Here is a 13,879-nt window from a genome sequence, read left to right on the forward strand (position 1 = left end):
GGGCCGCGCCCCGGCCCGGCGTCCGGTTCCATACTGCACGCCGACGCAGGAAGGGAAACGGCATGGCGAACGAACGGCAGGGCGGGCACCGGCGGCATGAGGGCGCGCTGCGCGCTTCGGCGCGGGTGGTGAACTATCGTCAGTTGCGCCACCCCTTCCCGCCGCAGCGGATGTTTTCCGATGATGCCGTGGCAAGCCTGCATGACACCGCGCTGAAGGTGCTGGAAGAGCTGGGTATCCGCTTCCTGCTGCCCGAGGCGCGGGCGCTGTTCGCCGCCGCAGGCGCGCTGGTGGATGAGGACAGCCAGATGGTCCGCATCGGGCGCGAGATTGTCGCGGCGGCGCTGGCGTCCGCGCCGCGGTCGATCCGGCTGGGGGCGCCCGACCCGGCCCATGCGCAGGTCTATGAAGAGGGCGCGATGCTGTTCATGGGCGGCGCCGGCTGCCCGAACGTGACCGATCTGGTGCGGGGCCGCCGCCCCGGACGGCTGGCCGATTATGAGGAACTGATCAAGCTGCAATCCAGCTTCGACGTGATCCACAAGATGGGCGCGGGCGTCGAGGCGCAGGACATTCCGGTGCCGCTGCGCCATCTGGCCACCACCGGCGCGCAACTGACCTGGGGCCGCAAGGTGATGTCCACCGGTTCGCGCGGGCGGCGGGCGGTGCAGGACAGTTTCGAGATGATCCGGCTGGGCCTGAACCTCGACGAGGCGGCCTTCGCCGCGCAAAGCTGGACGGTGACGGTGATCAACACCAACTCGCCCCGGCAGGTGGATGCGAACATGGCGGAAGGCATCATCGACTTTGCCCGCGCCGGGCAGATGAGCATCATCACGCCATTCTGTCTGGCAGGGGCGATGGCGCCGGTGACGTTGGCGGGCGCGCTGGTGTTGCAGCACGCCGAGGCGGTGGCGGGCATCGCGCTGGCACAGATCGCGGCGCCGGGGGCGCCGGTCAGCTACGGCGGGTTCTCGTCGAACGTCGCGATGAAGTCGGGCGCGCCCGCCTTCGGCACGCCCGAGCATGTGAAGATGCAGATCGGCAGCGGGCAACTGGCGCGGCTGATCGGGCTGCCGTGGCGATCCGCCGCCGGGGCCTCGTCGAACGTGGCCGACATGCAGGCGGCGACCGAGACGATGATGGGCCTGTGGGGCGCGCTGATGGCCAACGCGACGCTGACCATCCATGCCGCCGGGTGGCAGGAGGGCGGGCTCAGCTTTGGCTACGAGAAGTTCATCAACGATCTGGAGGCGTTGCAGATGCTGGCCGAGTTGTGTCAGCGCCCTGAGGCGGATGCGGCCGCGCTGGCCTACGAGGCGTTGGCCGAGGTGCCGCCGGGCGGGCACTTCTTCGGTGCGGCCCATACGATGACACGCTACGACCGGGCGTTCTACGAGCCGCTGGTGGCCGACCTGACGAACTTCGGCAGTTGGACCGACGCGGGGGCCAGAACCTCCACCGAGCGGGCCACGGCGGTCTGGCAGCGCACGCTGGCCGATTACCGCCAGCCGCTGCACGGGGCCGAGGCGGCCGAGCGCATCGCGGCCTTCGTCGCCCGCCGCATCGCCGAGGGCGGGGCACGGCCGGTGGACTGATCCGGCCTTGTCGCGGCGCAACCCCTCGGCCAGAGTGCCCGCGCGGGCGGCAGGGGGACCACATGCGCACAGGGATCGCGTTTCTGGTGCTGGCCTACATGCTCAGCCAGTTCTACCGCGCCTGCCTGGCCGTGATGTCGCCGGTGCTGGCGCATGACATCGGCGCCACGCCGGAAAACCTCGCCCGCGCCTCGGGCCTGTGGTTCCTCGCCTTCGCGCTGACGCAGATCCCGGTCGGCTGGGCGCTGGACCGGGTCGGGCCACGGCTGACGGCGGCGCTGCCGCTGGGTATCTGCGGCGGCGGCGGGGCGCTGGTCTTCGCCACGGCGCAGGGGCCGGGCGCGGTTTCGGTGGCGATGATCCTGATCGGGATCGGCTGCGCGCCGGTGATGGTGGCGGCCTACTACATCTACGCCCGCAGCTTCCGCCCCGCGCTGTTCGGCACGCTGGCGGGCGCGACGCTGGGCTTCGGCTCGCTGGGCAACATCGCCAGCACGCTGCCGCTGGCCTGGGCAATGACGGCGCTCGGCTGGCGGGCGACACTGGCGGGCGCGGCGCTGGTCACGCTGGCGGTGGCGGCGGCGCTGGCCCGGTTCATCCGCGACCCGGAACGGGTGTCGGGCCACGCCACCCGCGGCGCGGTGACCGACCTGCTGCGCGACCGGCGGCTCTGGCTGGTGGCGCCGATGATGGTGGCGGGCTATGCCCCGGCTGCCGACGTGAACGGGCTGTGGGTCGGGCCCTACATGGCGGGCGTCTACGGGCTGAATGCGGCCGGGATCGGCCGCACCAGCCTGCTGATGGGCGTGGCGATGGCGGCGGGCAGCTTTGTCTATGGCAGCCTCGACCGCATCACGGGGTCGCGCAAATGGGGGGTGTTCGGCGGCAACCTGCTGGCGCTGGCGGCGCTGGTGAGCCTTGGGCTCGCGCCCGAGGCGGGGCGCTGGACCGCAACGCTTCTGCTGGCCGCGTTGGGGTTCGCCGGGGCGGCCTATCCGGCGGTGATGGCGCATGGCCGCATCTTTCTGCCGCAACACCTCGTGGGGCGCGGGGTGGCGCTGCTGACGATGGTGGGGATCGGCGGCACCGGACTGCTGCAGGTGGTGACCGGGCGCATCCACGCCGCAGTCGGGGACGTGCCGCCCGCCGCCCCCTTCGCCGCGATCTTCCTGTTCTTCGCGGCGCTTCTGGCCGCCGCGCTGGCGCTTTACGCCTTCAGCGCCGACCGGGCGGACTGACACCCGCCCCAGTGGACAACCGCAGCGTCCGGGTTTACGGAGAACCGACCGCGGCGGGCAGGGTTCCGGGCGGCGCTGAGGGCTGACGAAGAGGGCGCGACATGCTGACCGGATCAACCATCCTCGTCACCGGCGGAACGGGCTCGTTCGGATCGCGCTTCGTGCCGATGACGCTGGCCAAATACAAACCGCGCCGCATCATCATCTATTCGCGCGACGAGATGAAGCAGTGGGAGATGGCCAAGCTGTACGGCGACCTGCCCGAGGTGCGGTTCTTCATCGGCGACGTGCGCGACCGTGACCGGCTCTATCGCGCGATGGACGGGGTGGATTACGTCGTTCACGCGGCGGCGACCAAGATCGTGCCGACCGCCGAATACAACCCGTTCGAATGCGTCAAGACCAACATCAACGGCGCGATGAACGTGATCGACGCCTGCATCGACAAGGGCGTGAAGCGTTGCGTCGCGCTGTCGACCGACAAGGCCTCGGCCCCGGTCAACCTCTACGGCGCGACCAAGCTGGCCTCCGACAAGCTGTTCGTGGCGGGCAACTCCTACTCCGGCGCCGGCAAGTGCCGGTTTTCGGTGGTGCGCTACGGCAACGTGATGGGCTCGCGCGGGTCGGTGATCCCGTTCTTCCTGTCGATCCGCGAGCGTGGCGTGGTGCCGATCACCGATCCGCGCATGACCCGCTTCATGATCTCGCTGGAACAGGGGGTGGATCTGGTCTGGCGCGCCTTCGACGACATGGTGGGCGGCGAGATCTATGTGAAGAAGATTCCGTCGATGAACATCGTCGACATCGCCCGCGCGGTGGTGCCCGAGGCGATGCAGGAAACCGTCGGCATCCGGCCGGGCGAAAAGCTGCACGAGCAGATGATCGGCGTCGAGGATGCGCCGCACACCTATGAATACGACGAATTCTTCAAGATCATCCCGGCCATCCACAACTGGTCGAAAGACCCGGCGCGGATCGGCGAGGGCCGCCCGGTGGCGGAAGATTTCGCCTATTCGTCGGACAACAATGCCGAGTGGATGACGATCGAGGCATTGCAGGCCTGGATGGCCGCCAACGCCGAGAAGATCGGACAGTTCTGATGATCCCCTATGGCCGCCAGGACATCTCGGAGGACGACATCACCGCGGTCGAGGCGGTGCTGCGGTCGGACTTCCTGACCCAGGGCCCCGCCGTGCCCGCCTTCGAGGCGGCGATCTGCGCCGTGGCGGGGGCGGCTTATGGCGTTGCCGCGAATTCGGCCACCTCGGCCTTGCACATCGCCTGCCTGGCGCTGGACCTCGGGCCCGGCGACCGGCTCTGGACGGTGCCGAACACCTTCGTCGCCTCGGCCAATGTCGGGCTTTACTGCGGGGCGAGCGTCGATTTCGTCGACATCGACGCGGAAACCTACAACATGTCCCCGGTGGCGCTGGCGGCCAAGCTGGCGGCGGCGGAACGCGATGGCACGCTGCCCAAGGTGATCGTGCCGGTGCACTTCGCCGGGCAAAGCGCCGACATGGCGGCGATCGGCGCCTTGGCGCGCCAGTATGGCGCGCGGGTGATCGAGGATGCCAGCCATGCGATCGGGGCCAGCTACCGCAACCGCCCCGTGGGCGACTGCGCGCATTCCGACATCGCGGTGTTCTCGTTCCACCCGGTCAAGATCATCACCACGGCCGAGGGCGGGCTGGCCACCACCAACGACCCCGGCCTTGCGTCGAGGATGCAGCTTTTCCGCTCGCACGGCGTCACCCGCGAACCCGGCCTGATGCAGGCCGAAACGGTGCCGGGCGGCTGGTATTACGAGCAGGTAGCGCTGGGCTACAACTACCGTATGACCGATATGCAGGCGGCGCTGGGCATGTCGCAACTGACCCGGCTTGAGGTGTTCATCGCCCGCCGCCACGCGCTCGCCCGCCGCTACGACATGCTGCTGGCCGACCTGCCGGTGACGCTGCCGGTGCAATCGCCCGACAGCCATTCCGCGCTGCACCTCTACCCGGTGCAGGTCGACCACCGCGACCGCGTCTTCCCCGAACTGCGCGCCGCCGGAATCGGCGTGAACGTGCATTACATCCCGGTCCACACCCAGCCGTTCTGGCAGGCCCGCGGCTTTGGCTGGGGCGATTTCCCGGTGGCCGAGCACTACTACCGCCGCGCGATCAGCCTGCCGCTCTATTCCGGCCTGACCGAGGCCGATCAGGATCGCGTGGTGGCCGCAGTGGCCGAAGCGACCGCCCCGCGCTGACCCCGGAGGGACCGCCCCGATGAAGCCCAACAAGCGCGCGACCCTCAGCTACCGGATGCAGCCCGCCATTCCGGCCTCGGTGTTCTTCTGGGTCAAGTCGTGGTCGCAACTGCGCCGCCTGCGCAAGAAGCTGAAGCGCGGGCAGGAGGTGCGGCGGCACACCACCGCCAGCCGCGACGACTACGAAACCTATGACGCCTGGGAACAGCAGATGTACCTGACCGGGCAGCAGTACACGACCTGCGACGGCAAGATCCAACTGGTGCCCTTCACCCGCATCCGCGCGGGCTACATCGCCCCGGTGAAGGCCGAGGTCGAGCGGCTGATCGCGGCACACCCGGATCGCAAGGTGCAGGTGCTGGAGGTCGGCGCCGGCAACTGCATCAACATGGCGCTGCTGGCCGAGGCGTTCGGCGACAAGGTGGAGCTGTCGGGCATCGACATCTCGCCCAAGCGACTGGAGGTCAGCCGGGGGTTCTGGGGCGACCGGATCGCGGGCATTGATCTGCACGTCGACAGCGCCACCGAGCTTGCCACCATCCCCGACCGCAGCGTCGATCTGGTGTTTTCCATGCACTGCCTGGAGCAGATTCCCTACGACGTCGGCGCGGCGGTGCGCGCGATGGCGCGGGTCACGCGCGGGCGGATCGTGTTCGTGGAGCCGGTGTTCGAGTTCGGCAACCCGGCGCAGAAGATCTACGCCATCGTCGCCGACCAGTTGCGCACCCTGCTGCCCGAGATCGCGCGGGCGGGCCTGACCGTCGCGCAGTCCTGGCCGCTGGAGATCCTCGCCAACCCGCTGAACAAGTCGGGCGTGGTGGTGGTGGACGTGGCGGGTTAGCCGAACGTCACCGCTTCCTCGCCCCGCAGCAAGGCCAGCAGGGTCTTCGCCACCTTCGCGTCGTTCGCGGCGGCGTCATAGCCCGGCACGAGCTGGGTGTAGTGCCTGTCAACCACGCCCTTGTGCATCCGCGCCGCCAAGGCGCCGGTGGCGGCCTCCAGCGCGGCGTGGTCGGGTTTGGTCGCCACCAGCCGGTCCCAGGTCAGTTCGTCGGAATACTCCACCACGCCGGGCAGACGCCGATACCAGGCCTTGCCGAACACCAGCGCCGTCTTGCCGCGGCAGATCGCCTCCCAGCCCACGGTGCCGGTGATGGTGGCCACGAACAACGCCCGTTCGGTCAGCGCGTGGGTGTTGGCCCAGGACGGCAGGAAGGTGACGGCGGGGATGCGTTTCAGCCGGTGAAAGAACAGCGGGCCGCGCATGTAGGCGCCCTGCTTGGGGTTTTCCTTCACCAGAATGCGCACGCCGGGGGGCAGCATCGCGGCCAGCCGCTCGATCGCCAGCGCCTGATCGCGGAACGCGCCGCCCAGGGCGCTGGTGGTCATCTCGGGTTGCAGTTGCAGGGCGACATAGACGAAATCGCCCTCCAGATCGACGGGGGTGTCCTCGAACCCGGCGATGTGGTCGAAATAGGCCAGTTCGTCCTCGTGGAAGAACCGCGCGAAGGGGTCGCGCCACTTCGGAAACGCGCCGTAGATCGCCCGCATCCGGCGCAGCAGGCCGATGATGTAGACCGGGTTGAACGCCTGCAGCGGCCGCTTCAGGGCCAGGAAGGTGACCAGGTTCAGGATCGCGGCGGGGGTGATCCGGCCGCCGTCCTCGCGTTCCTGCTTGATGCCCTTCATGTAGAACAGCTCGGCGGGCTTGCCCTGCGCGATCGGCCAGCGCGGGGCGTCTGATCCGGCGGGGTCGAAGGCGCCAAGATCGCGTTGATGCCGCATCGAGAAGAAGAGGTCGGGGAACAGCGACTGGCTGACGATGATCGAGGGAATGCCGAGCGATTCCGCGACCTGAAACAGCACCGTGTCATAGCTCAGGTGCGGCACGTTGAAGAACAGGCAATGGGTGATCTTCTCGTCGATCAGCCGCGCCGCGATCACGTCGCACAGGATGCGATAGTAATCATGGAACTCGTGCGGCCATTGCAGCGGGTGCGACTTGTAGCGGTAGCTGTCCGCCGTGCGCATCATGTGTTCCTCGAACTCGTCGCGCAGCTCAAGGTAGTCGGGCCGGTCTTCCAGCGCACGCGCCGCGCCGCGGTAGGCGGTATCGGCCATCAGGTGGCCCTTGGTGCCCTCGCGCGCGTTCACCCGCGACAGGGTCGAGGCTTTGAAATCGGCGGTCGTGTCGCCGACGTGCAGCGCGATCACGACATCGTCGCCCGCGATCTTCCGCAACGCCTCCAGCACCGAGTCGGTGTTCTTCGCGGTCGAGAGAACCATCAGCCGCATCGTCATTCGGCTGGCCCCAGCATCGACCAGTCCAGCGGCTCGCCGCGTTTCAGGTCGCGCGCGGCAAGGCGGCCCAGCACCTCGGGCAGGTGTTTGGGCGCCAGGCCAAGGCCGGGGCGGATCGAGCGCAGGTTGGCCCCGGTCAGCCGCTCGCCGGCCTTCACATCGGCCACGACATACAAGGACCGGCGGAACTGCGCGTTGGCGCCGCCCACCCCCCGGCGGTCGTGCTTCGGCCCGCCCAGCGCGGCATGGGCCATCCGGCAGTCGGCCACCAACTGCGTGAACTCGTCCGGTTCCAGCGAGAATTCGGCATCCGGCCCGCCATCGGCGCGGGCGAGCGTCAGGTGCTTTTCGATGATCACCGCGCCCCGCGCGATCGCCGCCACCGAAACGGCTGACCCGCGCGTGTGGTCCGACAGTCCGATCGGCACGCCGAAGGCATCGGCCAGCGTGGCGATGGTGCCCAGCCGCATCTCCTCGGGTTTCGCGGGATAGGCCGAGATGCAGTGCAACAGCGCGATCTGGGTGGCGCCGCCGTCGCGGGCGGCACGCAACGCCTCCTCGATCTCGCCCCAGTTGGCGACTCCGGTCGACATGATCATCGGCCGCCCCTGCGCGGCGACCTTGCGGATCAGGGGCGTATCGACCAGCTCGAACGAGGCGATCTTGTAGGCGGGCGCGTCAAGCGCGGCGAGGAAATCGACCGCCGTCGGGTCGAAGGGCGAGGAGAAGCAGTGCAGGCCATGCCCCCGCGCGCGCGCGAACAGCGCGGTATGCCAGGCCCAGGGGGTCGAAGCCTCGCGGTAAAGCTCGTGCAGGCTGCGCCCGTCCCACAGCCCGCCGTGAATGCGGAACTCGGGGCGGTCGCAGTCGATGGTGATGGTGTCGGCGGTGTAGGTCTGCAACTTCACCGCATCCGCGCCTGAAGCCGCCGCGGCATCCACCAAGGCCAGCGCGCGGCCCAGATCGCCGTTATGGTTCCCGGAAAGCTCGGCGATGATGTAGGGCGAATGTCCGGTCCCGATCGGACGCCCGGCGATCGCGTAGGGGTCTGACATGCGCCGCTATCCTTCGGTCGTGTCGGTGAATGCGTATCTTCGCGCTAAATCGCATCTGGACAGGGTGAAGGCAAGAAGATCGGGGTTGGCCGAGGCCCCCTCGCGGAAGCCGAAGCCCCGGTGCAGTGCCTCCGACGCCACGTTGCCGCATTTCACCACCGCCTCCAGCCGGTCGAAATCGTCGCGCGCCAGCAGCGTGCGCAGGAAGGCCGCCAACATCCGGCGCCCGGTGCCTTTTGGCGCATCCTCGGCGCCGATGTAGAAGCCCCAGTTCCACACCCGCCCCGCGCACCGGGCGTTGACGTGGCCAAGATCGCGCCCGCCTTCGGTGTAGATGCACCACAGCCCGTCCTCGCGCGTCGCGCCCTGCTCCACCCAGGCAAGGTGGGTCGACCACTCCAGCGGCTCCGGTGTCAGGCTCATGGCGCGGATCAGCGGGCCGTTGCGCCAGTCGAAGAGAAGCTGCGCATCATCGGGCGTGATGGGGCGCAGATGCCCCTCCAGCACGTCCAGCACCCGCGCGGCACCCTGCCCGTCGACCAGCGCGGCGGCGCGGGTGGTCAGCCCTGTCGCCGCGGCCCGCGCGGCCGCGATGGGGATGCTCAGCCGCCCCGGTTGCCGCGCCGCGTCCAGGTCCAGCGTCACCGCCGCCCCGGTTTCGGTCAGCGCTTCCGCTGTCCCGCGCTGGTTCTCGGCCACCGCCACCAGCACCGTTGGCAGGCCCAGGCAGCAGCGTTCCCAGGTCGTCATGCCGCCCGCGCCGATGCAGAGGTCGGCCGCCGCCATCCGCGCGGCCATGTCGCCCGCGTCGAGCGTCAGGTGCCAGCGCGGGTTGGCGGCCACCAGCGCCGCGACTTCGGCCACGCTCTGGCTGGCCGAACCCATCACCACCTCGGCCGACAGGTCGGGAAAGTCCGCCAGCGCGTGCAGCGCCAGCGGGGCCAGGCCCGCCGAATCCGCCATCCCCGGCGCCACCAGCACCTGCCGCACCGGCCCGCCGCGCCGCGCCAGCGCCGCCGGGCGAAGCGCCGCGAACTCCGGCCGCAGCAGCGCGAAGCCCGGGCCGGTCAGCGCCGCCAGCGCCGGAAAGCGCTGGGTGACGGGCGTCAGCCGCGTCTGATCCAGCAGCAGGTCCGACCCCAGCGGCCGGTCGTCCAGATCGTCAAGCGCCAGCACGCGCATCGCCCCCGGCCCCGCCGCGCGCACCACGTTCACCCAGCGCGCGTCCAGCCCGTAGTGATCCCAGATCAGCCAGTCGGGCGCCATCGCGGAGCAAGCCTCCGCCGTCAGCCGCGCGTCCTCTTGCCACGGCAGCGAGAGGAAGTGCCGGTGTGGCGGCCCCTCCGGGTCGTCGGGCCAAACCTCCCACGCGGGCAGCGCCGTCACCGCAAACCCGGCAGCGCGAAGGCGGGGCACCATGTCGCCCGCGGGCGCCGCAACCGTCACGAAAGCGGCCTCGTGGCCCCGCCCGCGCGCCGCTTCGGCCAGCGTCAGGCAGCGCATGACGTGGCCGCCACCGATCCGGGGCGAGCCGTCAACGCGGATCAGCAGCCGCATGGGCGGCCATGGGGGAACGGATGCGGCATCGGCTTTCCTTGCGGGGCTTTGCCCCGGTATCGGGCAAATCGCGCCGTAAGGGAAGGCACTTGCCCGCCCGGCAAGCATTGCAAAATGGGTGATCATGGTCCATCTGACCCGGATTGCGGAGGATACTGGCACCGATGACGATGATCGCTCGACTTTGGCAGCGGCTGCACGACTGGGAACGGTCGTTCCATGCCCGCTACAGCCACGACATCGCCGACCCGGCGGAACGCAAGCGGTCCGCCTTTTACGTCAACTGGCTCGATCACGGCATCCTGCGCACCTTCTGGACCAACCACGCCGAGGTCGCGCCGGGGGTGTTCCGGTCCAACCACCCGGCGCATGAGCGGCTGTCGGACCTTGCCGCCGAGGGGTTCAAGACGATCCTGAACCTGCGCGGCGGGTTGACCCTCTCGCACCACCGATTCGAGGAGGAAAGCTGCGCCAAGCTGGGCATGGTGCTGGTCGATGTGCCGATGTCGGCCCGCAGCGCGCCCGAAGCCAAGACGCTGCTGGAGCTGATCCGGGTGCTGGGCGCGGTGGAAAAGCCGGTGCTGATGCATTGCAAATCGGGCGCCGACCGCGCCGGGCTGGCAAGTGCGATCTACCTGCTGCACTACCGCGGCGCCTCGCTGGAGGAGGCGCGCAAGCAACTCAGCCCGCGCTTTCTGCATTTCCGCGCCAGCAAGACCGGCATCCTTGACCATGTGCTCGACCTCTACGAGGCGCGACTGAAGCAGGGGCCGATTGCCTTCGCCGATTGGATCGCGCGCGAATATGACAACGGCGCGGCTTCGGTCGGCTACGCCGAGACGCGCGCCCGGCGCGGATTGTTCGGGCGCGGGGCCGCCTGATCCGGTTGGCCTTGCGTTCGATGGCGATGGTGTATTTGTTCACGCTGAACTGCCGGAGGGAACCGTGACCGGGTTGACGCAGCGCCTCGCGCTTGGAACCGTGCAATTCGGGCTGGCCTACGGCGTCTCGAACGACCTCGGCCGCCCGGACAAGGGTGAGGTGGGCCGCATCCTCGGCCTTGCGCGCGCCAGCGGCATCGACACGCTGGACACCGCCCCCGCCTATGGCGAGAGCGAGGCGGTGCTGGGCCGCATCGGGACGGCAGGGTTCCGCGTCATCTCGAAGGTGCCAAAGCTGCCCGACGACGTGACCGATGTGCGCGGCTTCATCCTTGGCGGGGTGCGGCACAGCCTGGCGCGGCTGGGTCTGCCCCGGCTGCACGGCCTCTTGCTGCACGAGCCCGAACAACTCTGCTCGCCGCGCGGCCCCGCGATCCGCGATGCGGTGCTGGAGGCGCAGGCGCTGGGGCTGGTGGACAGGATAGGCCTGTCGATCTACGCCCCCGACCGGCTGGCGGCCTTCACCGAAGTGCTGATGCCGCAGATCGTGCAGGCGCCGTTCAACATCCTCGACCGGCGGTTGGTCGCCTCGGGCTGGGCCGACCGGCTGGCGGCGGCAGGGGTGGAACTTCACGTCCGCTCGGCCTTTCTGCAGGGGTTGCTGCTGTTCGCGCCCGCCGCCCGGCCGGAAAAGTTCCGCCAGATGCCCGCCGTCTGGGCGGCGTGGGACGCCTGGCTTGCGGCCACCGGTCTGGCGCCGCTTGACGCCTGCCTGCGCTTTGTCGCGCAGCATCCGCAGATCGACCGCATCGTGGTGGGTGTGAACAGCGCGGCCGAGTTGCGGGCGGTTGCCGGAGTGCCGGATGCGCCCTTGACCTCGCTGCCCGATTGGCCCAACGACTTCGACCAACGGCTTATCGACCCCTCGACGTGGAGCAGCCTGTGAAAACCGTCGCCATCGTGCAGGCCCGCATGGGCTCCACCCGTCTGCCGGGCAAGGTGATGCGTGAGCTTGCCGACCAGCCGCTGATCGCGGTGCTGCTGGCGCGGCTGGCGCGCGCCGAACGGGTGGACGAGATCGTGATCGCCACCTCCACCGACCCGCGCAACGACCGGCTGGCGGCCTGCGTCGAAGGGCTGGGCTACCGCTGCTTCCGCGGCAGCGAGGCCGATGTGCTGGGCCGCTTCCTGCTGGCGGCGCGGGGGGCCGGGGCCGATGTGATCGTGCGCATCACCGGCGATTGCCCGCTGGTCGATCCGGCCGTGGTGGATGCCGTGATCGACGCCTTCCGGCGCGAAGGCGTGGACTATTGCAGCAACGTCGCGCCGCCGACCTACCCCGACGGCCTTGATACCGAGGTGTTCAGCCTTGCCGCGCTGGAACGGGCGGCGGCCGAGACGCAGGCCGCCTTTGATCACGAACACGTCACGCCCTACCTGCGCACCTCGGGCCGCTTCACCACCGTCAACGTGGTGAACCCGGTGGACCGTTCGGCGATGCGCCTGACGGTGGACGAGGCCGCCGACCTTGGCGTGATGCGCGCCGTCTTTGCCCGCTTCGCGCCCGATCTGCACTTCGGCTGGGAGCAGGTTGCGGCGCTGGCCGAGGCCGAGCCACAGCTTTTCGCGGCCAACGCCGCCATCCCGAACAACGAGGGGTCCACAATGTCGAACGGTCAGAAGCTCTGGAAACGCGCCAAGCAGATCATTCCCGGCGGCAACATGCTGCTGTCGAAACGGTCGGAAATGTTCCTGCCGGAACAGTGGCCGAGCTATTTCAGCCGCACCAAGGGCTGTTCGGTCTGGGATCTGGACGGCACCGAATACCGCGACATGTCGCTGATGGGGGTGGGCACCAACACGCTGGGCTACAGCCACCCCGAGGTGGATGCGGTGGTGATCGCCACGGTGCAGGCGGGCAACATGTCCACGCTGAACTGCCCCGAAGAGGTCGCGTTGGCGGAAAAGCTGATCGAACTGCACCCCTGGGCGGACATGGTGCGGCTGGCGCGGTCGGGCGGCGAGGCGAACGCCATCGCGGTGCGCATCGCCCGCGCCGCCAGCGGGCGCGACGAGATCGCGATCTGCGGCTATCACGGCTGGCACGACTGGTATCTGGCGACCAACCTTGGCAACGAACGCGGGCTGGACGGGCACCTGCTGCCCGGTCTCGACCCCGCCGGGGTGCCGCGCGCGCTGCTGGGCACCGTGCACCCGTTCGAGTACAACAACCTTGAACAACTGCGCGCGCTGCTGGATGAGCACCCGATCGGCGTGATCAAGATGGAAGTGTCGCGCAACGCGGGGCCCGCGCCGGGGTTCCTTGAGGAAATCCGGGCCATCGCCACCGCACGCAACATCGTGCTGGTGTTCGACGAATGCACCTCGGGCTTCCGCGAGACCTATGGCGGGCTGCACAAGAAATACGGCGTCGAACCGGACATGGCGATCTTCGGCAAGGCGCTGGGCAACGGCTATGCGATCACCGCCGTGATCGGGCGGCGTTCGGTGATGGATGCGGCACAGACCAGCTTCATCAGTTCCACCTTCTGGACCGAACGCATCGGGCCGAGCGCCGCCGTGAAGACGCTGGACCTGATGGCCGAGGTGAAATCCTGGGACGTGATCACCGCGATCGGCAACAAGGTCCGCGCGGGCTGGCAGGCAACGGCCGACGCGCACGGGCTGAAGATCGCCATCGCCGGGCTGCCGAGCCTGTCGACCTATGCGTTCCAGGCCAAGACTCCGCTGGAATACAAGACGCTGGTCACGCAGGAGATGCTGGCCAAGGGCTGGCTGGCCAGCACCAACTTCTACGCCTGCACCGCCCATACCGACGACATCATCGCGGCCTACTTCGCCGACCTCGACCCCGTCTTCGCGCTGATCGCCGAGTGCGAACATGGCGGGCGCAAGGTGGGCGACCTGCTCAAGGGGCCGGTCTGCCACGCCGGTTTCAAGCGGTTGAACTGAGGGTGGGCTACGCGCGCGACTGGCTGCG

11 protein-coding genes are annotated in these 13,879 nt (G+C 69.1%); 8 read left to right on the forward strand and 3 right to left on the reverse strand.

The features are described 5' to 3' along the window. The first annotated feature begins 62 nt into the window (after positions 1-62). From AC11WY_RS01885 to AC11WY_RS01905, 5 genes are all read left to right on the forward strand, one after another. Positions 63-1,598: a trimethylamine methyltransferase family protein gene (locus tag AC11WY_RS01885; protein ID WP_482921960.1), complete on the forward strand. Its 1,536-nt coding sequence runs from the start codon at positions 63-65 to the stop codon at positions 1,596-1,598. Between the two features lie 62 nt (positions 1,599-1,660). Then, the gene (locus AC11WY_RS01890; protein WP_482921962.1) at positions 1,661-2,836 is read left to right on the forward strand and encodes an MFS transporter; all 1,176 of its coding nucleotides are present in this window, start codon (positions 1,661-1,663) and stop codon (positions 2,834-2,836) included. Positions 2,837-2,937: 101 nt separating this feature from the next. Beyond that, positions 2,938-3,936, forward strand: a complete 999-nt coding sequence (gene pseB, locus AC11WY_RS01895; RefSeq protein WP_482921964.1) for a UDP-N-acetylglucosamine 4,6-dehydratase (inverting) — start codon at positions 2,938-2,940, stop codon at positions 3,934-3,936. Continuing rightward, positions 3,936-5,084 (forward strand): UDP-4-amino-4,6-dideoxy-N-acetyl-beta-L-altrosamine transaminase, encoded by a 1,149-nt coding sequence (pseC, locus tag AC11WY_RS01900; protein ID WP_482921966.1) that lies wholly within the window; start codon positions 3,936-3,938, stop codon positions 5,082-5,084. Before pseB ends, pseC begins: the two co-directional genes overlap by 1 nt. Positions 5,085-5,103: 19 nt before the next feature. Then, a complete protein-coding gene (locus tag AC11WY_RS01905) occupies positions 5,104-5,925 on the forward strand; it encodes a class I SAM-dependent methyltransferase (RefSeq protein WP_482921968.1) in 822 nt (273 codons plus the stop codon). Here the strand turns inward: AC11WY_RS01905 and AC11WY_RS01910 are convergent. The 3 genes from AC11WY_RS01910 to pseG are packed head-to-tail and all read right to left on the reverse strand — an operon-like array spanning position 5,922 to position 9,997. Beyond that, a complete protein-coding gene (locus AC11WY_RS01910) occupies positions 5,922-7,385 on the reverse strand; it encodes a capsular polysaccharide export protein, LipB/KpsS family (RefSeq protein WP_482921970.1) in 1,464 nt (487 codons plus the stop codon). The two genes, AC11WY_RS01905 and AC11WY_RS01910, sit on opposite strands and share 4 nt — an antisense overlap. After that, the gene (pseI, locus tag AC11WY_RS01915; RefSeq protein WP_482921972.1) at positions 7,382-8,440 is read right to left on the reverse strand and encodes a pseudaminic acid synthase; all 1,059 of its coding nucleotides are present in this window, start codon (positions 8,438-8,440) and stop codon (positions 7,382-7,384) included. Before pseI ends, AC11WY_RS01910 begins: the two co-directional genes overlap by 4 nt. A gap of 6 nt (positions 8,441-8,446) precedes the next feature. Next, positions 8,447-9,997, reverse strand: a complete 1,551-nt coding sequence (pseG, locus tag AC11WY_RS01920) for a UDP-2,4-diacetamido-2,4,6-trideoxy-beta-L-altropyranose hydrolase (protein ID WP_482921974.1) — start codon at positions 9,995-9,997, stop codon at positions 8,447-8,449. A 164-nt stretch (positions 9,998-10,161) separates the two neighbouring features. Between pseG and AC11WY_RS01925 the strand changes: the two genes are divergently transcribed. The 3 genes from AC11WY_RS01925 (at position 10,162) to AC11WY_RS01935 (ending at position 13,851) form a co-directional block, all read left to right on the forward strand. Then, the gene (locus AC11WY_RS01925) at positions 10,162-10,878 is read left to right on the forward strand and encodes a phosphatase domain-containing putative toxin (protein WP_482921976.1); all 717 of its coding nucleotides are present in this window, start codon (positions 10,162-10,164) and stop codon (positions 10,876-10,878) included. A gap of 64 nt (positions 10,879-10,942) precedes the next feature. Beyond that, positions 10,943-11,824: an aldo/keto reductase gene (locus AC11WY_RS01930; RefSeq protein ID WP_482921978.1), complete on the forward strand. Its 882-nt coding sequence runs from the start codon at positions 10,943-10,945 to the stop codon at positions 11,822-11,824. Then, on the forward strand, positions 11,821-13,851 hold the full coding sequence (locus tag AC11WY_RS01935; RefSeq protein WP_482921980.1) for an aminotransferase class III-fold pyridoxal phosphate-dependent enzyme: 2,031 nt from the start codon (positions 11,821-11,823) through the stop codon (positions 13,849-13,851). Before AC11WY_RS01930 ends, AC11WY_RS01935 begins: the two co-directional genes overlap by 4 nt. Positions 13,852-13,879: the final 28 nt, after the last annotated feature.

It is taken from the genome of Solirhodobacter sp., from assembly GCF_964715405.1.